Source organism: Microbacterium sp. cx-55, assembly GCF_021117345.1.
In the GTDB taxonomy this organism is placed as follows: Bacteria; Actinomycetota; Actinomycetes; order Actinomycetales; family Microbacteriaceae; genus Microbacterium.
Genome location: NZ_CP088261.1, coordinates 1,461,181 through 1,486,254, shown reverse-complemented (window position 1 = coordinate 1,486,254; position 25,074 = coordinate 1,461,181). Strand labels below are relative to the sequence as shown.

The 25,074-nt window shown below is 68.1% G+C and carries 24 protein-coding genes; 6 read left to right on the top strand and 18 right to left on the bottom strand.

All coding sequences use genetic code 11. The annotated features are described in order from the left end of the window. The gene (uvrA, locus tag LQ938_RS06925) at positions 1 to 2,898 is read right to left on the bottom strand and encodes an excinuclease ABC subunit UvrA (protein WP_223721340.1); all 2,898 of its coding nucleotides are present in this window, start codon (positions 2,896 to 2,898) and stop codon (positions 1 to 3) included. 91 nt (positions 2,899 to 2,989) lie between these two features. Further along, positions 2,990 to 3,421, bottom strand: a complete 432-nt coding sequence (locus LQ938_RS06920; protein WP_223721341.1) for a MarR family winged helix-turn-helix transcriptional regulator — start codon at positions 3,419 to 3,421, stop codon at positions 2,990 to 2,992. A gap of 39 nt (positions 3,422 to 3,460) precedes the next feature. On the opposite strand from LQ938_RS06920, the gene LQ938_RS06915 reads away from it, so the two are divergent. Next, entirely contained in the window at positions 3,461 to 3,703 is a 243-nt protein-coding gene (locus LQ938_RS06915) for a hypothetical protein (protein WP_223721342.1), read from the top strand. Between the two features lie 64 nt (positions 3,704 to 3,767). Here the strand turns inward: LQ938_RS06915 and uvrB are convergent, their stop codons facing one another. From uvrB to rpsA, 8 genes are all read right to left on the bottom strand, one after another. Beyond that, the gene (gene uvrB, locus LQ938_RS06910; protein ID WP_223721343.1) at positions 3,768 to 5,834 is read right to left on the bottom strand and encodes an excinuclease ABC subunit UvrB; all 2,067 of its coding nucleotides are present in this window, start codon (positions 5,832 to 5,834) and stop codon (positions 3,768 to 3,770) included. A gap of 59 nt (positions 5,835 to 5,893) precedes the next feature. After that, positions 5,894 to 6,490, bottom strand: a complete 597-nt coding sequence (coaE, locus tag LQ938_RS06905; RefSeq protein WP_223721344.1) for a dephospho-CoA kinase — start codon at positions 6,488 to 6,490, stop codon at positions 5,894 to 5,896. A 49-nt stretch (positions 6,491 to 6,539) separates the two neighbouring features. Then, positions 6,540 to 7,727: a hypothetical protein gene (locus LQ938_RS06900; RefSeq protein WP_223721345.1), complete on the bottom strand. Its 1,188-nt coding sequence runs from the start codon at positions 7,725 to 7,727 to the stop codon at positions 6,540 to 6,542. Beyond that, the gene (locus tag LQ938_RS06895) at positions 7,724 to 9,469 is read right to left on the bottom strand and encodes a PAS domain-containing sensor histidine kinase (RefSeq protein ID WP_223721346.1); all 1,746 of its coding nucleotides are present in this window, start codon (positions 9,467 to 9,469) and stop codon (positions 7,724 to 7,726) included. The genes LQ938_RS06900 and LQ938_RS06895 overlap by 4 nt, the downstream gene beginning before the upstream one ends. 51 nt (positions 9,470 to 9,520) lie before the next feature. Beyond that, positions 9,521 to 10,726 (bottom strand): hypothetical protein, encoded by a 1,206-nt coding sequence (locus LQ938_RS06890; protein WP_223721347.1) that lies wholly within the window; start codon positions 10,724 to 10,726, stop codon positions 9,521 to 9,523. Next, a complete protein-coding gene (locus LQ938_RS06885; protein WP_223721348.1) occupies positions 10,723 to 12,504 on the bottom strand; it encodes a sensor histidine kinase in 1,782 nt (593 codons plus the stop codon). The genes LQ938_RS06890 and LQ938_RS06885 overlap by 4 nt, the downstream gene beginning before the upstream one ends. 98 nt (positions 12,505 to 12,602) lie before the next feature. Beyond that, positions 12,603 to 13,166 (bottom strand): GIY-YIG nuclease family protein, encoded by a 564-nt coding sequence (locus tag LQ938_RS06880; protein ID WP_223721349.1) that lies wholly within the window; start codon positions 13,164 to 13,166, stop codon positions 12,603 to 12,605. A gap of 117 nt (positions 13,167 to 13,283) precedes the next feature. Continuing rightward, positions 13,284 to 14,744 carry a 30S ribosomal protein S1 gene (gene rpsA, locus LQ938_RS06875; RefSeq protein ID WP_223721350.1) on the bottom strand — a complete coding sequence of 487 codons (1,461 nt, stop codon included), beginning with the start codon at positions 14,742 to 14,744 and terminating at the stop codon, positions 13,284 to 13,286. A gap of 295 nt (positions 14,745 to 15,039) precedes the next feature. On the opposite strand from rpsA, the gene LQ938_RS06870 reads away from it, so the two are divergent. Further along, positions 15,040 to 16,116 carry an LLM class flavin-dependent oxidoreductase gene (locus LQ938_RS06870; protein WP_223721351.1) on the top strand — a complete coding sequence of 359 codons (1,077 nt, stop codon included), beginning with the start codon at positions 15,040 to 15,042 and terminating at the stop codon, positions 16,114 to 16,116. 92 nt (positions 16,117 to 16,208) lie between these two features. On the opposite strand, the gene LQ938_RS06865 is transcribed toward LQ938_RS06870, so the two are convergent. Beyond that, entirely contained in the window at positions 16,209 to 16,538 is a 330-nt protein-coding gene (locus LQ938_RS06865; protein WP_223721352.1) for a hypothetical protein, read from the bottom strand. A gap of 198 nt (positions 16,539 to 16,736) precedes the next feature. On the opposite strand from LQ938_RS06865, the gene LQ938_RS06860 reads away from it, so the two are divergent. Both LQ938_RS06860 and LQ938_RS06855 read left to right on the top strand, forming a co-directional pair. Next, positions 16,737 to 17,180, top strand: a complete 444-nt coding sequence (locus LQ938_RS06860; protein WP_223721353.1) for a GNAT family N-acetyltransferase — start codon at positions 16,737 to 16,739, stop codon at positions 17,178 to 17,180. After that, positions 17,177 to 17,611 (top strand): GNAT family N-acetyltransferase, encoded by a 435-nt coding sequence (locus tag LQ938_RS06855; RefSeq protein ID WP_223721354.1) that lies wholly within the window; start codon positions 17,177 to 17,179, stop codon positions 17,609 to 17,611. Before LQ938_RS06860 ends, LQ938_RS06855 begins: the two co-directional genes overlap by 4 nt. A 16-nt stretch (positions 17,612 to 17,627) precedes the next feature. Here LQ938_RS06855 and LQ938_RS06850 read toward each other — a convergent pair whose 3' ends face one another. The 4 genes from LQ938_RS06850 to LQ938_RS06835 form a co-directional block, all read right to left on the bottom strand. Continuing rightward, positions 17,628 to 18,188 (bottom strand): NYN domain-containing protein, encoded by a 561-nt coding sequence (locus tag LQ938_RS06850; protein WP_223721355.1) that lies wholly within the window; start codon positions 18,186 to 18,188, stop codon positions 17,628 to 17,630. Positions 18,189 to 18,258: 70 nt separating this feature from the next. After that, positions 18,259 to 18,921: a deoxyribose-phosphate aldolase gene (gene deoC / locus LQ938_RS06845; RefSeq protein ID WP_223721356.1), complete on the bottom strand. Its 663-nt coding sequence runs from the start codon at positions 18,919 to 18,921 to the stop codon at positions 18,259 to 18,261. A gap of 31 nt (positions 18,922 to 18,952) precedes the next feature. Then, positions 18,953 to 19,210, bottom strand: a complete 258-nt coding sequence (locus LQ938_RS06840; protein WP_223721357.1) for a hypothetical protein — start codon at positions 19,208 to 19,210, stop codon at positions 18,953 to 18,955. Positions 19,211 to 19,280: 70 nt separating this feature from the next. Continuing rightward, entirely contained in the window at positions 19,281 to 19,652 is a 372-nt protein-coding gene (locus LQ938_RS06835; RefSeq protein WP_223721358.1) for a DUF3054 domain-containing protein, read from the bottom strand. A gap of 208 nt (positions 19,653 to 19,860) precedes the next feature. Here LQ938_RS06835 and LQ938_RS06830 point away from each other — a divergent pair, with 208 nt between their 5' ends. After that, a complete protein-coding gene (locus LQ938_RS06830) occupies positions 19,861 to 20,352 on the top strand; it encodes an FBP domain-containing protein (RefSeq protein WP_223721359.1) in 492 nt (163 codons plus the stop codon). A 179-nt stretch (positions 20,353 to 20,531) separates the two neighbouring features. On the opposite strand, the gene LQ938_RS06825 is transcribed toward LQ938_RS06830, so the two are convergent. From LQ938_RS06825 to LQ938_RS06815, 3 genes are all read right to left on the bottom strand, one after another. Further along, a complete protein-coding gene (locus tag LQ938_RS06825) occupies positions 20,532 to 21,488 on the bottom strand; it encodes a hypothetical protein (RefSeq protein WP_223721360.1) in 957 nt (318 codons plus the stop codon). A gap of 143 nt (positions 21,489 to 21,631) precedes the next feature. After that, positions 21,632 to 22,708 carry a hypothetical protein gene (locus LQ938_RS06820; protein WP_223721361.1) on the bottom strand — a complete coding sequence of 359 codons (1,077 nt, stop codon included), beginning with the start codon at positions 22,706 to 22,708 and terminating at the stop codon, positions 21,632 to 21,634. 72 nt (positions 22,709 to 22,780) lie between these two features. Then, positions 22,781 to 23,326: a hypothetical protein gene (locus tag LQ938_RS06815; RefSeq protein WP_223721362.1), complete on the bottom strand. Its 546-nt coding sequence runs from the start codon at positions 23,324 to 23,326 to the stop codon at positions 22,781 to 22,783. A 260-nt stretch (positions 23,327 to 23,586) separates the two neighbouring features. Between LQ938_RS06815 and LQ938_RS06810 the strand changes: the two genes are divergently transcribed. Beyond that, on the top strand, positions 23,587 to 24,999 hold the full coding sequence (locus LQ938_RS06810) for an HNH endonuclease signature motif containing protein (RefSeq protein ID WP_223721363.1): 1,413 nt from the start codon (positions 23,587 to 23,589) through the stop codon (positions 24,997 to 24,999). The last annotated feature ends 75 nt before the right edge of the window (positions 25,000 to 25,074 follow it).

Sequence of the window (25,074 nt, the reverse complement as noted above, 5' to 3'; positions counted from 1 at the left end):
TCAGCCCGCCTTGCGCCGCTCGCCGGCGTCGAGCACCTCGGCCAGGAACGCGCCGGTGTGACTGCCCTCCGTACGCGCGACTTTCTCGGGCGTACCGGTCGCGACGATCATGCCGCCGCCCGATCCGCCCTCGGGACCCAGGTCGATGACCCAGTCCGCCGACTTGATGACGTCGAGGTTGTGCTCGATGACGATCACGGTGTTGCCCTTGTCGACCAGGCTGTTCAACACTCCGAGCAGGAGGCTGACGTCTTCGAAGTGCAGGCCCGTGGTCGGTTCGTCGAGCACGTAGATGCTGCGCCCGTTCGATCGGCGCTGCAGTTCGGTGGCGAGCTTGACGCGCTGCGCCTCTCCTCCGGAGAGAGTCGTCGCCGACTGCCCGAGACGCACGTACCCGAGCCCCACGTCGACCAGTGTCTTCATGAATCGGTGGATCGCCTGGATCGGCTCGAAGAAATCCGCGGCTTCCGCGATCGGCATCTCGAGCACCTCGGCGATGTTCTTGCCCTTGTAGTGCACCGAGAGCGTGTCGCGGTTGTATCGCTTGCCGTGGCAGACCTCGCAGTCGACGTAGACGTCGGGCAGGAAGTTCATCTCGATCTTGATGGTGCCGTCACCCGAGCAGGCGTCGCAGCGCCCGCCCTTGACGTTGAAGCTGAACCGGCCGGCCTGGTAGCCGCGCGCCTTGGCCTCGGGGGTTTCGGCGAACAGATTGCGGATGCGGTCGAACACTCCCGTGTACGTCGCCGGGTTGGAACGCGGAGTGCGGCCGATCGGCGCTTGGTCGACGTGTACGACCTTGTCGAGATTGTCGAGGCCGGTGACACGGGTGTGCTTGCCGGGAACGCGACGCGCGCCGTTCAGCTTCGACGCCAGCACCTCGTACAGGATGCCGTTCACGAGCGAGGACTTGCCCGAACCGCTGACCCCGGTGACCGCGGTCAGAACGCCCAACGGGAAGGTGGCCGTCACGTTCTGGAGGTTGTTCGCCCGCGCCCCCACGACGGAGATCTGACGCTTCTTGTCGATCGGGCGGCGCTTGGCCGGCACCTCGATGCGCCGACGACCGGAGAGGTACGCGGCGGTGAGGGAGTTCTCGTCGGTGAGGAGCTGCTCGTACGGACCCGAGTGCACGACGTTGCCGCCGTCGACGCCGGCGCGCGGTCCGATGTCGACGACCCAGTCAGCCGCCTGAATCGTCTCCTCGTCGTGCTCCACGACGATCAGGGTGTTGCCCAGATTCTTCAGGGCGATCAGCGTTTCGATGAGACGCCGGTTGTCGCGCTGGTGCAGGCCGATCGACGGCTCGTCGAGCACGTACAGCACGCCCGTGAGGCCCGAACCGATCTGCGTGGCGAGCCGGATGCGCTGCGCCTCACCGCCGGAGAGAGACCCGGCCGCGCGCGCGAGCGAGAGGTAGGTGAGCCCGACCTGGATGAGGAAGTCGAGGCGCGCACGGATCTCCCGCAGCACGGCCGCGGCGATCTTGGCCTCACGATCGGTGAGGTCGAGCGTGTCGAAGAATCTCTGCGCGTCGGACAGGCTCATCTGCGACGCATCGGCGATGGAATGCCCGTGCACCTGCACGGCGAGGACCTCGGGCTTCAAACGCGCACCATCGCAGACGGGACACGGCACCTCTCGGAGGTACTCGCCCCAGCGCTGCCGAGCGCTGTCGGACTCGGCCTGCGCGTACTGGCGCTCGATGTAGGGCACGACGCCCTCGAAGCCGGACGTGTACCGCATCTCGCGGCCGTACCGGTTCTTCCACTTCACCGAGACCTTGAAGTTGTCACCGCGCAGCACGGCGTCTTTGATGTCTTGCGGCAGCATCCGCCACGGCTTGTCGAGCGAGAACCCGAGGTCGTCGGCGAGGCCCTCGAGCAGTCGCTCGTAGTACTGGAACAGCCCCTTGCCCTGGGTGGTCCAAGGGATGATGACGCCCTCGCGGATCGACAGGTCTTCGTCTGCGAGCATCAGATCGACGTCGACCGACATGCGCGTGCCGAGACCCGAGCAGGCGGGGCACGCACCGAAGGGCGCATTGAACGAGAAGGTGCGCGGCTCGATCTCGGTGAGCTGGAGCGGGTGGCCGTTCGGGCAGGCGAGCTTCTCGCTGAAGTTCTGCCATGCGTCGTCGCCCTCGTCGTCGACGAAGTTGACCTGCATCATGCCGCCGGCAAGGCCCAGCGCCGTCTCGACCGAGTCGGTGACCCGGGACAGGATGTCGGGGCTCGCGACCAGGCGATCGACGACGACCGCGATGTCGTGCTTGTAGCTCTTCTTGAGTGTCGGCGGCTCCGCGAGCTGCACGAGGTCACCATCGACGACGGCACGGGCATACCCCTTCGCGCTGAGCTCCTTGAAGAGGTCGACGAACTCGCCCTTCTTCTGGGTCACGACCGGCGCGACGATCTGGTAACGCGTGCGATCGGGGAGCTCCATGAGCTGGTCGGCGATCTGCTGCACGGTCTGCCGCTGGATGACCTCACCGCACTCGGGGCAGTGCGGAATGCCGATGCGCGCCCACAGCAGGCGCATGTAGTCGTGGATCTCGGTGATCGTGCCGACGGTCGAGCGCGGGTTGCGGTTGGTCGACTTCTGGTCGATCGACACCGCGGGGCTGAGACCTTCGATGAAGTCGACGTCGGGGCGGTCGACTTGACCGAGGAACTGGCGGGCGTAGGAGCTCAAGGACTCGACGTAGCGACGCTGGCCCTCGGCGAAGATCGTGTCGAACGCGAGGCTCGACTTTCCCGACCCGGAAAGACCCGTGAACACCACCATCGATTCACGCGGAATGTCGAGATCGACATTCTTCAGGTTGTGGACGCGGGCACCGCGAACGCTGAGTGTTCCGGCGGCGTGGGCGAGTTCGGACACGGGAAGAATGGGCACCGGTCAAGTCTAGGCAGGGCCACCGACACCGGGTCCGCGCTTCGCTCGCGGCGGACCCGCGGCGGTACACTCCGCGCGTCCGCGCTCAGTGTCAACCCTCTAGGCGGCCGGCGAAGGGGCTCAGGGCGTCCCGAAGGCTCGCGAGGGCCGCGGCGTCCATTCCCACCCGAGCCATGATCTGCTCCGGCACGGCGAGGGCTCTTGTACGCAGGTCGCGCCCCTCACCCGTGAGGCCGATCTCGAGCACGCGTTCGTCGCTCGGTCGGCGCGTGCGCGTCACCCGGCCCTGCGCTTCGAGGCGTTTGACGAGCGGCGACAGGGTGGCGGGCTCCATCGCGAGCTCTGCAGCGAGTTCACCCAGCGCGCGCGGCGATTGCTCCCAGAGCGCCAGCATGACGAGGTACTGCGGGTGCGTCAGCCCGAGCGGCTCGAGAACAGGTCGGTAGATGGACACGACGTTGCGCGCCGCCGTGACGAGTGCGAAGCACACCTGATTCTCGAGGCGCAGCAGATCATCAGACATTCCGCGACTCTAGCGCAATTAGTTAGTACACTAATCATCATGGCACGAATGGATGCGGACTCCCCACGACTCCCCCTGCGTCAGCGCGTGCGCGCCGCCGGTGGGTGGTACCAGTGGATCAACGCCTCCCTCATTCGCGCTGCCGGTCCGGCATCCGTCGGTCCGTACGAGACCGCGCCGGAGCCGGTGCGCACCGAGCGCCCGTGCCCCCTGTGCGGGGCGCCGATGTCGGCGCACACGTTCGACCGGTCGGGGCCGAAACCCCTCATGCACTGCCCCTGAGGCGCTGGCCCTGAGGCGCTGCCCCTGATCTCGATCGCGCCGCGCGGGGTCTTCTTCCCGGCCCTTACGCGTGCCCGGCGCGCTCCATGGCGCGGAGTTCTTTCTTGAGGTCTTGCACTTCGTCACGGAGGCGACCGGCGAGCTCGAACTTGAGCTCGGATGCCGCCGCCAGCATCTGATTCGTCAGATCCTCGATCGTGGACTCCAGCTGCGTCGCCCCCTCGGCCGCGATGCCCTCGCGACGAAGGTTCGGCGTCGGCGACTTACCCTTGCGACCCGGATCGCGCGCCAGCATCGCCTTCGTGTCGGCACCCTCGCGGATCAACGCGTCGGTGATGTCGGCGATCTTCTTGCGTAGAGGCTGGGGATCGATGCCGTGCTCGAGGTTGTACGCCACCTGCTTCTCGCGCCGACGATCCGTCTCGTCGATCGCCAACCGCATGGAGTCGGTGATCTTGTCGGCGTACATGTGCACCTGCCCCGAGACGTTTCGCGCGGCGCGGCCGATCGTTTGGATGAGTGACGTGCCGCTGCGGAGGAAGCCCTCCTTGTCGGCGTCGAGGATCGACACCAGCGACACCTCGGGCAGGTCGAGGCCCTCTCGAAGCAGGTTGATGCCGACGAGCACGTCGTACACACCCGAGCGCAGCTCCGACAGCAGCTCGACGCGGCGGAGCGTGTCGACATCGGAGTGCAGGTAGCGCACGCGCACCCCGTGCTCGCTGAGGAAGTCGGTGAGCTCCTCCGACATCTTCTTCGTCAGCGTCGTGACGAGCACGCGTTCGTCGCGCTCGACGCGGATCCGGATCTCCTCGAGCAGATCGTCGATCTGCCCCTTCGAGGGCTTGACCACGATCTCGGGGTCGATGAGGCCGGTCGGCCGGATGATCTGCTCGACGATGCCGTCGGCGATGCCCATCTCGTACCTGCCCGGCGTCGCCGAGAGGTACACGGTCTGGCCGACGCGGTTCTTGAACTCGTCGAAGCGGAGCGGCCGGTTGTCCATGGCGGACGGCAGTCGGAATCCGTGCTCGACGAGGGTGCGCTTGCGGGATGCGTCGCCCTCGTACATCGCGCCGATCTGCGGCACGGTCACGTGGGATTCGTCGATCACCAGCAGAAAGTCGTCGGGGAAGAAGTCGAGGAGGGTGTGCGGCGGAGCGCCGGGCTCGCGGCCGTCGAGGTGACGCGAGTAGTTCTCGATGCCCGAGCAGAAGCCCAGTTGCTGCAGCATCTCGAGGTCGAACGTCGTGCGCATGCGGAGCCGCTGAGCCTCCAGGAGCTTGCCCTGACGCTCGAATTCGGCGAGCCGCTCGGCAAGCTCGGCCTCGATCGTGCCGATCGCGCGCTGCACGACATCGGTTCCGGCGACGTAGTGCGACGCCGGAAAGATCGGCACGGAATCCATCTTCTGGATCACGTCGCCGGTCAGCGGATGCAGCATGTACAGCGCTTCGATCTCGTCGCCGAACAGCTCGATCCGGATGGCGTACTCCTCGTACACCGGGATGATCTCGATCGTGTCGCCGCGCACCCGGAAGTTTCCTCGTGAGAAGTCGACGTCGTTGCGGTTGTACTGCATGGCGATGAACTGACGGATGAGGGCGTCACGGTCGTACCGCTCCCCCACCTGGAGCGCCACCATCGCGCGCAGGTACTCCTCCGGTGCGCCGAGGCCGTAGATGCAGGAGACGGTCGACACCACGACGACGTCGCGACGGCTCAGCAGCGAGTTCGTCGTCGAGTGGCGGAGGCGCTCGACCTCGGCGTTGACCGACGAATCCTTCTCGATGAAGGTATCGGTCTGCGGGACGTACGCCTCGGGCTGGTAGTAGTCGTAGTACGAGACGAAGTACTCGATCGCGTTGTTGGGCATGAGGTCGCGGAACTCGTTCGCCAGCTGAGCGGCGAGGGTCTTGTTGTGCGCCATGACGAGCGTCGGGCGCTGCACCTGCTCGATCAGCCACGCGGTGGTCGCGGACTTGCCGGTACCGGTCGCACCGAGCAGCACGACGTCGGTCTCACCGGCATTGATACGGGCGGCGAGGTCGGCGATCGCCTGCGGCTGGTCGCCGCTGGGGATGTACTCGCTGATGACCTCGAAGGGGCGAACGGATCGGGTGGTCTGCACCTTTCCAGAGTAGGTGGACCCTCCGACATCGGGGCCGGGTTGCGCCCCGCGCGGACGGATCAGGCGCGCAGGCGCTCCCAGAGCGCGTCGGCCTGCGCGTGGGTCTCCGCGAGCGACCCGGCCGTGTCGATGACCACGTCTGCGACCGCGAGGCGGGCATCGTCGTCCACCTGCGCGGCGATCCGCTTCTCGGCCTCGGCGCGCGTCAGACCGCGCAGCGTCACCAGGCGTTCGAGCCGAACCGCCGACGGAGCGTGGGCAACGACGATGAGTTCCCACGGGTCATCGACCCGCGCCTCCACGAGCAGCGGAACGTCGTAGACGACCACCGCGTCCGCATCCGCGGCGAAGGCCTGTGCGAATCGATCGGCGGATGCGGCGCGCACCGCCGGATGCACGATGGCGTTCAGGCGGTGCCGCGCCTCGTCGTCGGAGAAGATGATCGCGCCGAGCGCCGCGCGGTCGAGAGCGCCGTCCGCGCCGAGGAGCTCTGTCCCGAACTCGGCGGCGATCGCCGCAAGCACCGGCGAACCCGGCGCCTGCACATCGCGCACGAGCGCGTCGGCGTCGACGATCACCGCACCGTGCTCGGCGAGTCGGCGCGCAACGGTGGACTTTCCCGAGGCGATGCCCCCGGTGAGAGCGATGAGCGGCATTCCACGAGCATGCCACGCGCGGGGCGCCGCACCGATCCCGGCGCGGGACTCAGTCTCCGCGTTCGCCGATCGTCGAGGCGCCGCCAAAGAGCACCGACGACTCGATGCTCGTCGCGGCGATCTCGGATGCCTCACGGGCCGCCCAGAGCAAAGCCTTCGGGTCGTAGCCGACCGTCTCGGTGAGGCCGACCCCGACGCCGACCGCGGGGATGACGGCATCCGACACCCGGCCGAACGCCTCGAACAGCCCGCGGTAGATCGTGCCGGCCTGACGGCGAGCGTCGGCGGCCGTCGAGGCGGGCGCGATGACGAGCAGCGTGTACTCGCCGTCTTCGCCGACGAGCGACGCGGACGGCGCGAAGCGGCGTACCCCCTGTCGCCACGCGTGCGTCACGTCGCCGGCGACATCGGCGCCGAATGCCGTGCGGATCTGCGCGATCCCCTCCACTCTGACGGCGATGAGCGCGATCAGGTCGCCCCGCCAGCCCGCCCGCTCCACGACGTCCTCGAGCGCCGTCGTGATGGTGGATCCGAGCAGGATGCCGTCCGAGCTGGAGCCGACGCGTGTCATCCAGGAGTATCCGCGGAGTTCGGCCCGACCCGCGCGCAGCACCGACAACACCGCCACCGCGACGATCGTCAGCCCGATCGTGACGAAGTTCGCGATCAGCGAGCCGAACCAGACCTGGAACAGGTCGCTGTCGGGCCCGGCGGTGACGAAGACGATCGATCGGGCGAGGTAGAACACGCATTCCACGGCGAGGACGGCGGTCAGCACACGGGCCGTGCCGATCCTGCCCATCGGGTATCGCGTGGTCTCGACGGCCGCGAGAGCCGCGAACCCGACGAGCGAGAGCCCCATGACCAGCCAACCCGCCCAGTCCCCGCCGCTCGACCCCTCGGCCAGAACGGCAGCCGCGACGAGGATGCCCGCCAACACCACGACGATCGCGGCGGGCCCCATCCGGCGCTCGTTGAACTTCCGCGATCCGAGCCACATACAGCCCGTGGTGTTGACGAACAGGGCGTTGCCGATGGCGATGGCCACGACACCACCGGCACCCGATGCCCACAGCGCGTAGGCGACGGTCGTCGCCATCCCGCTGAGAAACGCGATCGCCCAGATCCGCCCGGCGGCGTCATCGCGGCGCAAGAGGGTGTCGACGATGAACAGCACGCCCGCCACGTTCGCGACGAAAGCCGTCATGAGCGACGCGGTCGCCAGATCGAAGTTCACGTGCGCGCCTCTCCGGCGTCTCGTCGGGGCTCGTCCCCCGCCGCATCGGCGGTCGCTGCCGCCCGCGAGGTGGCCGGCAATCGCACGATGAACGTGGACCCCACGCCGCGCTCGCTCCGCGCCGTGATGTCGCCTCCGTGCGCGCGAGCGATGTCGCGGCTGATGGACAGGCCGAGGCCGGTGCCTTCGACATCGTTCCGGGCACGGAAGTATCGCTCGAACAGACGCTCCTGGTCGACGGGCGTCATGCCCGGCCCCGTGTCGCGGACGACGATCCACGTCGACTCGCCGTCGCTCGCGCAGCCGATGGATGCTTCGCCGCCGTCGCGGTTGTACTTCACGGCATTGCTCACCAGGTTGTCGACGACCTGCCGCAGCCGCAGCGGGTCGGCGAACGCCCGGGCCGGCTCGACATCGCCCGTGACGATCGTGACCGCCCGCTCGGCCGCGCGCGGGCGCCACGCTTCCGCGCAGGCGCGCACGATGTCGGCGACATCCACGTCCTCCGGCGAGATCCGCATGTCCACCGACAACCGCGACGAACTCGACGCCGCGAGGATATCGGCCACGATCTCGAGCAGGCGTTCGCCGTTCCGCCCCGCGATCTCGAGGTCTTTCCGCACGGCCTCGGGCCGGTCGAGGTTGTCGAGCGCCAGATCGATGTAGCCCAGCACGGAGGTCAGCGGGGTGCGCAACTCGTGCGACACCGAGGCGACCAGGCGGTCCCGCGCTCGCAGGGCCGTCAGTTCGCGCGTCACATCGCGCGCGATCAGGACCGCGCCTGCATCGGCGCCGTAGGCGTCCCGCATCCGGCGCGCGGTCATGCTCATCGCGGTCCGTCGTTCGTCGGGGTGTCCGAACCAGACCACCTGGTCATCGAACACCTCTCCCTGGATCGCGCGGACGAGGGGCCGCTCGTCCTGGTGGATCCGGGTGGTTCCGTCGGGACGGTAGGCGTTGTCGAGTTCGCGGTCCTGGATGCCGAAACCGGGGATCGCGTTCTGGAAGCGACCCAGCGCCTCGTTCACGACGGCGACGGTGCCATCGGGCGCGATGCGGAGCACGCCGAAATCGACGGCGTCCAGCACCTCGGTCATGAGCTCTTCTTGTCGTTGTGCGCGCTGCAGCGCTCCCGAGAGGAGCACGGCCTGGCGATCGAGGAGGCTCTGCTGCGCCTGCGAGCGGCGATTGCTGACGAACACGGTCGTGGCCACCGACATGATCACGACGGGCAGCAGCACCACTGCATAGGTCACGGTCGTCGTCGTTCCCGGCGAGGTGGCCACGATCGCCCAGTACAACACCGTGATCAGCACGAACTGCAAAGCGAAGCCGACCGCGCCGAGCGTCGCGAGCCAGATGGCGGGGAAGACCCACAGGAGCCCGAGACCTCCGGCCGGCTCCGCCATCCGCAGCAGCCCAATCGCGACGATGTCGATGACGGGGATGACCATCACACACCCCTGCGGTAGCTGCGACCACGGCACCACGAGCGCGGCCGCACCGCCGGCGAACACGAGCAGGACGGCCGCGAGGAAGAGCGTCCCGTTCGGATGCGAGCCGATGAACAACGCCAGGCTGCTGACGATCAGAACGACAGCGCACAGGAGCAGCTGGTTCAGCGCCGCGGATCGGCCGCGCACGGCTGCGGACCGCGAGTGCCGCTCGCCGAGGAGAGAAGAACGGAACGCCGCCCGGAGGCGCGTCAGCACCGGCCCCGTCTCTCCGTCGCGCCGTGCCATACCGTGCACGCTATCGCGTCGGCGCGTGCGGGATGGCGCGCGTGCGCACCGTCACACCCGATCGGCCGGGAACGGGTCCTCCGGCAGGCTGTGCACGGTGGCGAATACGACGGACGTTTCATCGCTCTCGGACGCGAGGACCGCCGCGATCGTGGCGCCCTCTTCCAGCGTCTCCGCGGCGTACCCGAGCGTCTGACTGAGCGCGACGCCCACACCGACTCCCGGAACGACGATGCGCGATTGTCCGACGTAGCTCTGCACCACGCCGCGATAGAGCAGCCCCGCCTGACGGCGCGCATCCGCGGGACTCGTCGCCGTCGTGGCGACCAGCACGATGTTCGGATCGGTCCCCTCTCCGACGATCGCGACCGGCGACGCGTACGCGCGGACCGCCGAACGCAGGATCCGCGTCGCCGCATCCGCCACGTCCCGACCGAACGACGCCGTGATCGCCCCGACATCCTCGACGAGCACCGCGATGACGACCACGAGCTCGGTGCGGGCGCTGGCGCGGTGCAGCACGCCGCGAAGGGACTCGACGAACGCCTGGGGCGCGAGGACGTCATCGGATGCCGCCGTCTTCGCGCGCACGACGGACTCCCCCGCGAGCGTGGCCCGCAGCACGAAGATCGCGATCGTCGACACGACTCCGACGCTCACCAGGACCAGCGACGTGCCGACCTCGCCCCACCACTGCTGGTAAAGCACCTCGGCCCCCCAGAACACGACGACGGCGACGCGGATGAGCGAGAAGAGCGACCACACCACGAGGCATCCGGCGAAGATCCAGGCCATCGCGTACTCCCGCGTGCGTCCCGCCACGGCATGCCAGGCGGCGCCCAGCGACAGCACGGTGATCGAGAGGTAGGTGACGATCTCCCCGCCGCCCTCGCGCGGTCCCGGGGCGTCGATCGCGCACGCGGCGACGGTGAGGAACCCGAGCGCCACGACCATGAGCGCCGGGCCCTGCACCTCGTTGCCGCTGTAGGCGCGGAAGCCGAGGAGCAGGCATCCGATCGACACGACGACGGCGCCGTTACCGAGTGCGACCGCCCAGTTCGCTTCGATGGCCACCGCCGATGCGCCGGCGACGAGGTGGCAGAACACCGAGACGAGCGCCATGACCTGCGCCAAACCCCACAGCCGCGCCCCGGTCGACGCGAAGCGCGGTGCGAGCGCCGTCGCGATGAATGTGACCGCCGCGCTCGCCACGACCACCGAGGCGATCAGCGCAGACGTTGCGGGGTCGAGGATCATCGGCGAGCCCCGTTCCCCGGCCCGGTACTCTCGTCCAACGAGACGGTCCGCGCCTCACCATCGGGGTCGTCGAGGCTGTCCGCGGTCGCCGGCAGGATCACGGTGAAGGTGGATCCCACACCCACGGCGCTCGTGACCGTGACTTCGCCGCCGTGGGCGCGCACGATCTCCCGACTGATCGAGAGACCGAGACCTGTTCCGGTCGCCTCGTCGTCGCCGGCGCGGAAGAAGCGCTCGAAGACGCGATGGAGCTCGTCGCTGCTCAGACCGATTCCGCTGTCGGTGACGGTGATGCTCGTGGCAAGACCATCCGAGTGCACCGCGAGAGCGACGTAGCCGCCGTCGCGGTTGTACTTCACGGCGTTGCTGATCAGATTGTCGATCACCTGCCGCATCCGCAGCGGATCCGCGTACGCCGGCGCAGGACGGATCCCGTCCATGTCGATCTCGATCGCGCGCTCGGCCGCGGTCGGCTCCCAGGCCTCACCGCTCGCGCGGAGCACCTCGGCGACATCGATGTCCTGCTGCGAGATGGTCAGGTCGGCCGACATCTCCGAGCGGCTCGACGCCGTCAGGATGTCGGACACGATGCCGAGCAGTCGTGCGGCGTTCCGCTCCGCGATCTCGAGGTTCTTCCGGGCGCGCGCGGGCACGTTCGGATCGTCGACCGCGAGCTCGAGGTAGCCGATGATCGACGTGAGCGGGGTGCGGAGCTCGTGCGAAACCGAGGAGACCAGCGAATCGCGGGCGCGGAGGGCGGTCAGTTCACTCGTGACATCGCGCGACACGATCACGGCTCCGCTGTCGGCACCGTCGACCGCGCGCGTCCTGCGTGCGGTGACGCTCAACGCACGACGCCGGGAGCCCTCCCCGCCGAACCACACGATCTGGTTGTCGAACACTTCACCGCGTGCGGCACGAGCGAACGGGATGTCGGCCCGGTCGAGCGGTGTGACGCCATCCGCGCCGTACGACGCACCACGCTCGTCGAGACCGGACGCCGCGGAGCGCGCAGCGCGCTGCAGGCGGGCGTGCGCTTCGTTCGCGACCGTGGTCGATCCGTCGACGGCGATGCGGATGACGCCGAAATCGATCGTGTCGAGAACCTCCGCCAGGAGCTCTTCTTGTTTCTGCGCACGCCGGAGGGTCCGCGCCATCGTGCCCGTCTGCCGGGAGAACAGCACCCGCTGCGCGGTCATCTGCCGCGAGAGCAGGAGGCTGATCGACGCCAGCACGAACGCCACGGCCGGCAGAACGATGATCGTGTAGGTGAAGGGTTGTGTTCCATCGATCAGGACGGTCGTCAGCACTGTGAGGGGCACGGCGACGACGCCGATCAAGTAGCCGAACAGGCCGTAGAAGATCGACAGCCAGACGATCGGAACCAAGAAGAGCGCGTCGAACCCTGCCGACGGCTGCGCCTGCCGCAGCAGCAGAATGCCGACGATGTCGATGAGCGGGATCGCGATGATCCACCAGGGCGAAAGCACGGCCCACGGAACCAGTACCGCCGCCCCTCCCGCGGCGAGCACGATGATCGCGCCGAGCCAGAACAGGCTCACGTCACCGCTGAGGGGCACGAAGACGACCACGACGACGAGAACGATGACCACCGCGCAGAGCGCGAGCTGCAGCAGGGCCGTCGTCCGGCCCCGGCCGTTCTCGAGGAAGGGGGGAAGTTCGAAGGATGCGGCCGCCTGCCGAATCCTTCGACGCAGCCCGGAGGAGTCGACGACACGATCCGCGACGGGGACTCCCGCGGTCTCTTCGTGGCTCATACCCCGACGTTATCGCCTCGGCGCGGATGCCCCCCGCCCGCACGCCGCGGCGTCCCCCGAAGAGGGGACACGCCGTCACGGCATTCGGCAGCTCGCCCTCATCCGATGAACCCGACCGCGAGAGCAGCGCTCTGCCACTGGGCGTATCGCGTCCAGGGGTTCACGTCGCCGCGAAGCGTGTCGATGTGGGCGTCGAGCGCAGAACTGCGGACGAACCACTCGCTCCGCCCGAGCCGCTCCTCGGCGAACTGGGCGTGTCGCAGGTGCTCCCGCATCCGGTCGCCACGCTCGAACGCGAGCACCCGATCGTGGCGGATGGCCGCGAATCGCTGACGCGGATTCACCGTCGTTCCGATCTTCACCCGGTCGCGGAACCCGAGGTAGTAGACGATGTCGAGTCTCGGCGCCGGAAGCTCGCCGTCGACGACCTCGCCGTGGTGCCAGTCGCAGACCGCACAGATCCATCCCGACCGGAACCGCGCACCCAGCGGCGATCCGCATCGACGGCACGGTGCGGGGAGCAGATCGGTCTCGCCGTGCACGTCGACGGACGCCTCCGCGGCGAGGGCGAGGTGGAGTTCGCAGAGCGGCAGCGGGGACGCTGCGGGCACGGGGCCGCCGCATCCGTCCGCGATGGCACAGGAACGTCGTTCATCGGGCACGCCCCGACGGTACGCGCCTCCCCCGACACACCCCGAGCGGATGCTTCCGAGAACGGCGCAGGGGGCCGGAACCCGAAGGTTCCGACCCCCTGTGGATCGGATGCTAACGCTGAAGGATCAGCGGCCCGACAGCTTCTCGCGAAGCGCGGCGAGAGCAGCGTCGTCGGCGAGGGTGCCGGCGTTGCTGGAGTCGCTCGAGAAGGACGAGGAGCCCGTGCTCGAGTCGACCGTGCTCGGGTTCGCGGCCTCGGCCTCGGCGGCCTTGATGACGGCGGCCTTGTGAGCCTCCCAGCGACCCTGTGCCGCGGCGTACTCCTGCTCCCAAGCCTCGCGCTGGGTGTCGAACCCTTCCTTCCACGCGTTGGTCTCGGAGTCGAAGCCCTCGGGGTACTTGTACTCGCCGTTCTCGTCGTACTCGGTGACCATGCCGTAGAGGGCCGGGTCGAACTCGGTGCCGTACGGGTCGACCGACTCGTTCGCCTGCTTCAGCGAGAGCGAGATGCGGCGACGCTCGAGGTCGATGTCGATGACCTTGACGAAGACCTCTTCGCCGACCGACACGACCTGCTCGGCGAGCTCGACGTGCTTGCCCGACAGCTCGGAGATGTGCACGAGGCCCTCGATGCCGTCTGCGACGCGCACGAACGCACCGAACGGAACGAGCTTGGTGACCTTACCGGGCGTGACCTGACCGATGGCGTGCGTGCGGGCGAAGACCTGCCACGGGTCCTCCTGGGTCGCCTTGAGCGAGAGCGACACGCGCTCACGGTCGAGGTCGACCTCGAGGATCTCGACGGTGACTTCCTGCCCGACCTCGACGACCTCGGAGGCGTGCTCGATGTGCTTCCACGACAGCTCGGAGACGTGCACGAGGCCGTCCACTCCGCCAAGGTCGACGAACGCACCGAAGTTGACGATCGACGAGACCGTGCCCTTGCGGACCTGGCCCTTGTGCAGGTTGTTGAGGAAGTTGGAGCGGGACTCCGACTGCGTCTGCTCGAGGAGCGCACGGCGCGACAGGACCACGTTGTTGCGGTTCTTGTCGAGCTCGAGGATCTTCGCCTCGATCTCCTGGCCGAGGTACGGCGTCAGGTCGCGCACACGACGCAGCTCGATGAGCGACGCCGGGAGGAATCCGCGGAGGCCGATGTCGACGATCAGACCACCCTTGACGACCTCGATCACGGAGCCGGTGACAACACCGTCGTTCTCCTTGATCTTCTCCACATCGCCCCACGCACGCTCGTACTGTGCGCGCTTCTTGGACAGGATGAGGCGGCCTTCCTTGTCCTCCTTCTGGAGAACGAGGGCCTCGACAGCGTCGCCGACCTTGACGACCTCGTTGGGGTCGACGTCGTGCTTGATCGAGAGCTCGCGGGAGGGGATGACACCCTCGGTCTTGTAACCGACGTCGAGGAGCACCTCGTCGCGGTCGATCTTGACGACGGTGCCTTCGATGAGGTCTCCGTCGTTGAAGAACTTGAGGGTCTTCTCGACCGCTGCCAGGAAGTCTTCAGCAGATCCGATGTCGTTGATCGCGACCTGCTTGATGGCCGGGGCGGTCGTTGCGGTAGTCATGTAGTGGGTTGTCCTTGTTGGGTTGGGGTCTCAGGCCTCGGCACGTGCGATCGTGATGTCACGATGCGGTGCCCGCCGGAACGACGGATGAGTCGAGCCGAGGCGAAGCGAATTGATTTCCTGCGATGTCACGCGCGCACGCCGAAACGGCGAATCAAACGAGTGACACCTCAGGCTATCAGAACGAGCTCGTCGCCGGTATGCGGGTGCAGAGCCGCCGTCATCTGGCGCCACGCAGCACCGATTCATGTGCATTCAAGGGAATAGGACCGGAGTGCACGCGCTTGCACGGGATATGGAAAGTTTCGGAACTCTCTCGTTCGGGCACTACGGCCCTCTCGGTGGCGGCCGCATCCTCACCGCCAAGGACTCGATGCTGCAGGCCATCGACCTCGGCGTCGGCATGGACGAGCTCGGCGTCAACGGCATCGCCTTCCGTGTGCACCACTTCGCCCGTCAGCAGGCCTCTCCGATGCCGCTGCTCGCCGCGATCGCGGCGCGCACGAAGCGCATCGAAGTCGGCACCGGCGTGATCGACATGCGTTACGAGAACCCGCTGTACCTCGCCGAGGAGGCGGCCGCGGTCGATCTCATCAGCGACGGCCGACTCGCGCTCGGCGTGAGCCGTGGCTCACCCGAGTCCGTCATCGGCGGCTACGAGGCGTTCGGCTACACCGGTTCGAACGACCCCCGCGGCGCCGACCTGGCGCGGGAGCACTTCGACCTCTTCCTCCGCGCCATCGACGGGGAAGGGCTCGCCGAGCGCGACCCCGACAGCCCGTTCGGCGGCGGCACCGGTCGGCAGCAGATCGAGCCGCAGTCCCCCGGCCTGCGTTCACGGGTCTGGTGGGGCGCGGGAAGCCGCGACACGGCCGAATGGGCCGGCCGGATCGGTGTGAACCTCATGTCGTCGACGCTTCTGACGGAGGCAGACGGCACGCCGTTCGACCTACTACAGGCGCAGCAGATCGATGCCTTCCGCGCCGCGTGGAAGGACGCCGGTCACGCCGGCACGCCGCGCGTCTCGGTGAGCCGCAGCATCTTCCCGATCACCACCCGCGAGGACGCCATGTACTTCGGTGGCGCGCAGGGCGGCGACCAGATCGGCATCATCGACGGGATGCGGTCGACCTTCGGCAAGACCTACGCCGGCGAACCGGACGCTCTCGTCGAGCAACTGCTGGCGGATGAGGCGATCCGCTCCGCCGACACCCTCATGCTCACGATCCCGAGTCAGCTCGGCGTCGAGTTCAATCTGCGACTCGTCGAATCGTTCGCGAAGTACGTCGCGCCCGCGCTGGGGTGGAAGCCGAACACCGCAGGTCGCTCGCACGGCACACCGATCGGCGGCGGCGCTCGGAGCGCCGTCTGAGCGCGGTCACGGTCCGCGAGGCGTCGTTCCCCCCGGACGATCGCGAGCGGTTACTCTGCCTCGAGCGGCAGTGAACGCCGACCGCGCGCGCGTCAGTCGATTGCGCGCCATTCCCGGACGAACTGCTCGACCGTCATCATGTCGAGGTCTCGTCGGGTCTGCGTGAGGACGCGATCCGCTTCCTCGAGATGACCGACGCGGGCCCGCAGTACCTCCGTGCCGGTGTCGCGCCGAGTGACGACGAGGTCGAAGCCCGGGAGCACGTCGTCGCCGCCCCCTCCGCCGGTGGCCACCGAGATCGCCAGCGCGGCGATACCCAGCCCGACGCGCTTAGCCGGATGCATCCGCGCGCGCTCGATCCGGGCTTCGAGCACAGCGCCGGCGCGGGTGCCGAACACCTCGGACATGCCGTCGATCGTCATCGTCTCCTCAGGATCTCTTCCGCTAGGCCGAACGATTCCTCGTCCGGCCGCGTCCCGCCCGCAGGAAGAACGAAGGCGCCATCGACGGCGGGCGATACCGCGACGACGATTCATTCTGACCCACTCACCGCACGCGCGGTCGCGGACCGAGCCCGGATCGGGGCGAGGAGCGGCGCGCCGCATCCGTAGGCTGGTCGGATGGTCACGATCCGCCCGCTCACGACGTCGGATCGCCACGACTGGCTCGCTCTTTGGAGCGGGTATCTGGCGTTCTATGAGACGGCGCTCGACGACGCGACCACGGACGCGACGTTCGCGCGTCTCGTCGATTCGGAATCGAGCATGCACGCGGCCCTCGCCCGCGACGAGAACGACACCGTGATCGGTCTCGTGCAGTGGGTCACGCACCCGGCGACCTGGTCGACCGGCGATTACTGCTATCTGGAAGACCTCTTCGTCTCCCCCGACGCGCGGGGAGGCGGAACGGGACGAGCGCTCATCGAACACGTGCGCGCCTGGGCCGCGGACGAGCGCTGCGCGAAGGTCTACTGGTTGACCGCCGAGAGCAACAGTGTCGCCCGCGAGTTGTACGACCGCGTCGCGACCCGCAGCGGCATGATCCAGTACCAGATCCGGCTGTGACAGCCGTCGCCCTGCGGCCGAGCACGGCGGCAGATCTCGAGTGGCTCGTCGAGCTCCGGGCCGTCGTGCTGCGGGACGACCTGGAACGCCTCGGCCGGTACGACCCGGTTCGGGTCAGAGAGCGGATGCGGAACGTCTTCGACGCGCAGAACACCCGCGTGGTCATCGTCGACGGCGTCGACGTCGGGTGCGTGTCGGTCCGGCCGGAGGTAGACGTGCGGTGGCTCGAGCACTTCTACCTGGCGCCGCATCTGCAGGGACGGGGAATCGGCGGTCGGGTGCTGCGCGACATCCTCGCCGACCCCGATCCGCGGCCGCTTCGACTGAACGTGCTGCAGGGCAGCGCCGCGCAGCGGCTCTACGAACGGCACTCCTTCGTCGAAGACACGTCCGACGACGTCGACGTGTACATGACGTATCGGCCCGCCTGACGCGGATTCGCCGGCCTCAGCCGAGGAACGCAGCCGGGTCGAACTCGTCGATCGGGATGACGCGGATGCGCGGCAACGGTGCGTCGAAAGCGCGGGCGTCGTACTCGAGATCGAAGAACGTGAGGCCGGGCAGAGCCGAGTAGGTCGAGCTCCGGAACTCCGCGAACGCCAGCACGCCGACGCGCCGTTCTCCGTCGATGAGCGACTCGACGTCCTCGACGAAATCTCCGTCGTGGCTGACCAGGACGACGTCGCTGTCGCGGTCGCGCAGCGCCTGCAGGGTCCGCTGGATGGCGATGTCGACGATCTTCGACTCGGGCGGACCGGACAGCAGCACCGGCTCGTAGTCCATGGCCTTGAGCGCCTGCACGAACGTCATCGGCACGTTCGTGGTCGCGTTCAAGAAGAACAGACCGCGGGCCGGCTGCGACCAACTGCGCTCGACGAAGCTCAGGATGCGGTCCCAGCGCGGGCGCTCATCGGGCTGCGGGCGTCGGCCGAGGATCGATCCGCCGAGCGTCGCGTCGATGTTCTCGCCGTCGACGAGAACCCACGTGTTGGTGCTGCTGGAGTGCATGCGACGACCTTCCCGCGCAGCGCGCGTCGTGCTCGATCCTATGCGGTGCCTTCCGCGGGATCGGGTGTCGTCAGTAGGTGCCGGAGGCGACGCCGTCCTCGACGATCGCGCGAGTGCTGGACAGTCCGAGGCGGGTGGCACCGGCGGCGATCATCGCCTCCGCATCCGCACGGGTCCGGATGCCGCCCGATGCCTTGATCTGAAGGCGATCGCCGACGGTCTGCTTCATGAGTTCGACCGCGTGCACCGAGGCACCACCGGCCGGGTGGAAACCGGTCGACGTCTTGACGAAGTCCGCGCCCGCCGCCTCGGCGGCCTTCGAGACGGCGACGATCGCGTCGTCCGACAGCGCCGCGGACTCGATGATGACCTTCAGCACGATGGGGTGCGGCGCCGCATCCCGCACCGCACGGATGTCGGATTCGACCGCGTCGTAACGCCCCTCGATCGCCGCGCCGATGTCGATCACCATGTCGATCTCATCGACTCCCTGGGCCACGGCGAGCGAGGCCTCGGCGGCCTTGATCTCGGAGTGGTGCTTGCCGCTCGGGAATCCCACGACGACCGCGAGCTTCAGGCCCTCCGGAAGATCGACGGGAAGCACCGACGGCGACAGGCAGACGCTGTACGTGCCGAGGTCCGCCGCTTCCGCGATCGTGGCCGCGACATCCGCCGACGTCGCCTCGGGCTTGAGCAGCGTGTGGTCGACGTATCGGGCGATGTTCTCAGTCATACCTTCTACTATCTCAGCCGCGACGACCGCCTCAGGCCCGGAGCGCCAGGTGGTGCGCCAAGTAGCGCGCCGCCTTCAACCCGAGCCGCGGCTCGGCCTCCCGCAGCACGGCGATGCTGCGCACCTCGTCGATCGGGTCGACGTCGGCGGACCGGAGGCGGGTTCCCGCCCAAGCCAAAGCCCGGGCCTCGGATGCACAGCTGTCGAGGTCGGGGAAGATCTCGGCGATCGCCTTTCGCGGATCGCGACGATCACCGAAAACCAGACGAGAGAGGCGCGCGATGTCCATGCTCTTCACCCTATGGAGCCGTCCCCGCGCAAAACTCCGCCACCCGACGGAGAAATCGGCCTCGCTCCGCTCAGCCGCGCCGCCGCCGCGCAACCGCGGCGGCGATGATCCGCCACCCGACGAGCGCGACGAACAGCACGATCGACGCCACGATGATGAACGGAAGAGCGGTCCCCTGCCCGGATGCGGCGCGCAGCAGCATCCCGCCCGCGACGGTGATCGCCCAGACGCCGAGGCCAATGCGCACCGGCGACGAGGGCGCCCGCCACGCGAGCGTGATGAGCCAGCCGAGCACGAGCCCGGCGAGGAACGGCCACGCGGTGAGCGCCAGACCCGCCCACGGGCTCTCCTCGTGACTGGCGCGCCCGGTAGCGGCGAAGACGATCACGAGGACTGCGTCGAGAACGAATGCGCTCGCGGCACGGGATGCGGATGACCTCACTCGCTCAGCCTACGAACTCCGACCCCACGGGCGTATCGTTGGGCTCATGCATGATCGTGAGCTGCCCGTCGGGTGTGGGGAGGTCGTCGGCGCTCTCTGCGCCGGCGCGAGGTAGAGCCTCTGCTCCCTCCTTGTCCTCCCCTTTCCCGACCCCGACGGGTCATCTTTCCGCCGCCTCGTTCGGCGGCCGCTCCGTGAAGGAAGAATCATGCTTCCCCTTTCCGAGGCCCGCATCCGGGCATCTTTCATCAACGCGTCCCGCAGCGAACGCGCGCACATCCTCGTTCCGACCGATCTCGCCGAGACAGCGTGGGACCGCGCCGACTTCTTGGGATGGCGGGACCGCAAACTCCCCCAGGTCGGCTACGTGATCGCCGAGCTCGACGGCGAAGCCGTCGGCCTGATCCTTCGCGAGGCGGACACGAAGGCCCGGTCCCGTCCGCAGTGCTCATGGTGCAGCGACGTCGAGCTGCCGAACGACGTGGTGCTGTTCACCGCGAAGCGCGTCGGCGATGCGGGGCGCCGTGGCGATACCGTGGGCACGCTCGTGTGCGCGAACTTCGAATGCTCCCGCAACGTGCGACGGCTTCCGCCCTCCGCCTATCTCGGATTCGACCGGGAAGCCGCGCGGGATCGTCGCATCGACATGCTGCGCGAGAACGTCACGAACTTCGTGTCGAGTCTGCGCGACGGCCGCTGAACCGAAATCATTCGGCGAGCACCACGAGCCGTTCGGTGGCGCGCGTCATCGCGACGTAGCGATCGACCGCCGCGGTGATGCCCTCGAGAGGCGCACAGGGCATTGGCCGATTTGGTGTACTCCTGAACACGGAAGAGGAGATTGCTTCGGCGCGGGCGAGGAAACGAGGGCAATGCGGGTCAGCGTGCGGGGCTCCACGGCGGAATCACTTGGGCCGCTTGTGCGCGAACTCTGGCGACACGACGCAGAACCCATTTCATCGAGCGCCCGACAGGACGGATGAGCACATAGTCGGACTGCTCCACGATCGGGTCGGGATCGCGGGCGAACACGGCGTCGATCGTAGGCCGGACTGCTCGCCGAAGAAGACGGCGAAGTTCAGTTCGCGGCGCCCACCTCCCGCGAGCTCGTGACGCTCGGCCGAGCACGATTCGAAGCTTGACGTCTTCCCCCGACCGGAGCTCCTTCGCAAGCCCGATCACGAAGTGCGGATATGTGTCGCCGCGCCTGCATTGCTCAGCACGCATCAGGTATGCGAGTACGTAAAGAACATCTTGCTCGTCGTAGAAGTTGAACTCCGTCACCGAGTCGACAGCGCCAGACCATCCGAAACTACCGGGGCCGTTTGGGCGAGCCAGCTTTCGATGCGAAACCCACAGAACGGTTGCGTAGTGGCGGGCGACGTCCGGCCCGAGAAGTGCGTAGGCCTCGCGCATTGTCCAGTCACCCCTCACGAGCGCGTCGCCTGCGCTTGCGAAGAAGCGCGCGACGCGACGCACGGCGGCGGCCTCGCGACGCACATCATCGGTGTCCGCCCGGCCCGCGTTCACATCTGCTCGAAGCTGAGCAATGCGCTCGCGCTCGGCGGGCGACGCGTTCGAGTAGTAGAAGCCCTCACCGTTGAGGAGGATCAGAACGAGCGCCCAGTCGTCGGCGAGAGCATCCCAATCAGCTCGACGCTGCGCCAAGAACGCACTTTTGTCGACCACATGCGATCGAAGCGACATGAGCACGGCGGCGACGGCCACGATAAGCGCGGCAACCGCCGCGCCGGCTTCAAGCCACGCGGGCGCAGTGGTCGTAACTACTTCGACGGCGTACAGCACGGTCCCGAAGATATCCTGCCGTGCGCGCATCGTTTGCCTATTGGCGTGTCTTCTCGTTCAGTCAGCTCACCCGCCACGGGACGATCCAAGTACACAGCTCAACCGTGTGTCCGTGCGCCCAGGCGACGAAGGAAGCCCCAAACAGTGCTGCGGAGCGAGAGTTCCTCCCGATATCACTTCAGAACGATCTCGAGGGCACGGATTTGCTCATCACACCTATCGATGGTGCGGCGATCATGGCGCTCGAGAAGCGAGGCCACCGAGAGGGCGAGCGAAGTCCGCGCGCGCGTCGGGCGGCCGAGCGCAAGCGCGACGAAGAAGACCCCTGCGGCCGAAAAGGCCAAGCCCCACCACAACCAGCCGCCATCCCGAGTGTGAGCGAAGCCTATGATCTGCACCACCAACATCGCCAGCCATCCGCTCCCGGCGAAGGCGCATCCCACCGCACCCACGAGCAGGGAGATGAAGCCGCGACCCACGTACCGCGCGCCCTGCGCGAGGAACACGCCGTACCAGCTGGAGGCGACGAGAGTGACGGTAAGCCAGACCGTTGCCCAGACAGAGGCATCACCCGCACCCGGCGAACGAAGTACGACCGCCCCCAGCGCGGACGAGCCCACAATCACGGTCGCTGTCACCGTCACCCACCCAGCTATCGCCCGCCATGCCGCGCCGGCGGCTTGTGCACGCATGCTGGATGCCGCTGCCACGCGCGCCAGCGCTTGCTCGCGCGAAGACACGAGGCGCTCGCGCTGCACCCGCGCCTTCGGCGCCCACGAAGCGCCTACCCAGAACGCGAAGAAGCATATGAGTCCGACAATCGCAATCACACCCACCGCCTCCCCCACCCGATCGACCCGCACCAGCATGGCCGGGAGCGCCATGGCCGCCAACGGCACCGCGACCATGACGCAGAGCACTGTTCCTGTCTCGAACCGCCGCTCGGCCGCGGCATGCTCCGCTGCGTTCAACTCCCGCCGATCGACCACCGCGAAGGTGATTCGCAGCACCAGAACACTGCTCACGACCACCCCGAGCAGAGTCGCCGACGCCGACCGGAACCCCGCGCTCACCTCGACCATCGCCTGCCATGCCTGCATCGCGCCCTGTATCTCCAGCACGACCCCGAAGAAGACGACCGCCGTCACGATCGCGAACATCAGCCCGGCGCTGACGACGGTGACGGCCTGCCTCCTTCTCGTCATAGGGATGCCGGGGATGTGCGCGGCGAACGGGATCTGTGACGACATCTGGGAACGCCAATCAGTCGAGTGGATGAACCGGTTCATTGCGCGTTGTCGCGCGCTCTCTGGCGCTCGCGCTCAGAGATCCAGGATCTGGAGCGCGAGGGTCACCAGGCTGTTTTTGTCGAGGTAGGCGTTCTGGCCGAAACGCGCGTCGGTGATGGTGATCTCGATGCCGGGCACCAAGACCGACCCAGTGCCGCCACCGACCACGGCGGTGTCCGCCGATATCCACAGTCCGACGCCTCCGAGGTCGTCCAGCCTCGGGTCGGTGAAGTACTGGTCCATGCCGTACGCCGCGGCCTCTTCGGGGTCGGGAACTTCCTCGTCGCCCTCGGAGATGTCGACCGAGAACGTCTGGATCTCGGTGAGATCGTCGACCTCGTCAGCGCTGGGTGACCAGACACACGACACCGCATCGGCGTCGGTGTACGAATTCTCCTCGTCCAGGGGGATGCCGACGATGTAGTCGGCGACGATCGCGCCGATCTCATCGCAGCTCGAGATACTCGGTACTCCTTGGCTGGAGGATTCGCTCGCAGGCGGGCTTGCGGCAGCACCGTCCGACGGCGCGGACGCGCCCGCGGGCGGGCCGGCGGGCCGACGGACTCGCCGGCGAAGCATCCGGTGAGCAGAGCCGGGACGAGAAGAGAGGCAACCAGAAAGCGGCGACGACGAGAATTCACGCCGTGAGATTACCGTGCCCCGTCGGAGCGCCGGAGCGGGAGACGACAACGTGTGAACAACTCATCGGGGGTGATGTCGGTGGTGGGTGGGAGACTTGTGTCAGGTCGGGAGCAACCGCTCTCGATGAGTTTCTTCGCCGAGTGCCCCGGCGAGCGATGGCAGCGCGTGAGCGTTGCCGGAGTCTTCGTGAGGGTGCCATGGGCCGTGAGGGGATCGTCGGCTTCAGCGACGCCGACCAGGCGACGCTGAGCGAGATCGCGCACGCCGTCGCGCAAGCGGATGCCGTCATCGCCGCGGGCAAAGCGCAGCTGACCCGCGCGCTGGCGCGCGCCGAGAAACTCGCCCGTGACCAGAGCGCGAGCTCGCCCCGCCGGGTCCGCGACCACGACATGGCCCAGCGCGCGATCGCACTGGAACTCGGTGCCCGCTCGCGGGTGTCGGACCGCACCATGCAACGCCGGATGAACGCCGCCGCGACGCTCGCGAACGACTACCCCCGCACCCTCGACGCCCTCGCCGGCGGCCGCATCCACGAAGGCCACGTGCGTCTCATCGTCGACACCGGCACAGTGCTGCCCGCCGACGCGCGCAGGGCGTTCGAGACGGAAGCCGTGCGGCGGTGCGAGACAGACACTCCCGGGCGGGTGCGTGCCGGGCTTCAGATCCTCGCCGAACGCCTCCACCCCCGCACCCTCACCGAACGTCACGCCGAGGCACGCGAGGACCGCCGCGTGTTCCTCACTCCCCTGGCCGATGGCATGAGCCACCTCGGAATCATCGTGCCCACCATCATCGGCGAAGGCATCTACGACCGCGCCACCCGCATGGCCCGCGCCCTCACCGACTTCCGCACCGGGGCCGCACAGCGGCTACGGGAATCCCGCGCCGCCGGCCTCCCCGACGACCCCGAAAACACTGTGCATGCAACCGACACCCGCACGATCGACCAGCTGCGCGCCGACCTCCTCGCCGACACGGCCCTCACCGGCGACCCCGCCACCGACCCCACCCGCACCGGCGACGGACCTGGCGCTCTCGGCGCGATCCGGGCGCACGTGCAGGTCGTCGTGCCCGTCCTCACCCTGCTCGGCACCGACGACTCCCCCGCCGACCTCGCCGGCCGCGCACCCATCGACGCCGACACCGCCCGGCGCCTCGCCGGCGGCTCCACCACCGGCTGGGACCGCATCCTCACCCACCCCATCACCGGACAAGTCCTCGCCGTCGACCGACGAGACATCCCCCCAGCCCTCCGCCGACAGATCACCGGCCGCGACCAACACTGCCGGGCACCCGGATGCGCCGCACCCGCCATCCGCTGCGAAATCGACCACATCCGCGACTGGGCCCACGGCGGCCCCACCCACACCGACAACCTCCACAGCCTCTGCCAGAGGCACCACTCGATGAAACAATTCACCGCCTGGCACGTACGAATGCTCGACCGCGGCACCATCCAATGGACCTCACCACTCGGCACCACCTACACCGACCAGCCCCGACCACCCGCCGTCCACTTCACCCCCGACGACCCTCACTCCCCCTACCGCGACCTCATCACCGACACCCCACGAGACGACGAACCCCCACCCTGGGAGAACTCCGCCTAAGACCCGGGCACGCACCGACGAGCCGACCCGCGCCGCCACACCAGCACCGCGGGTTACACGGGCCGCGGCAGCGAG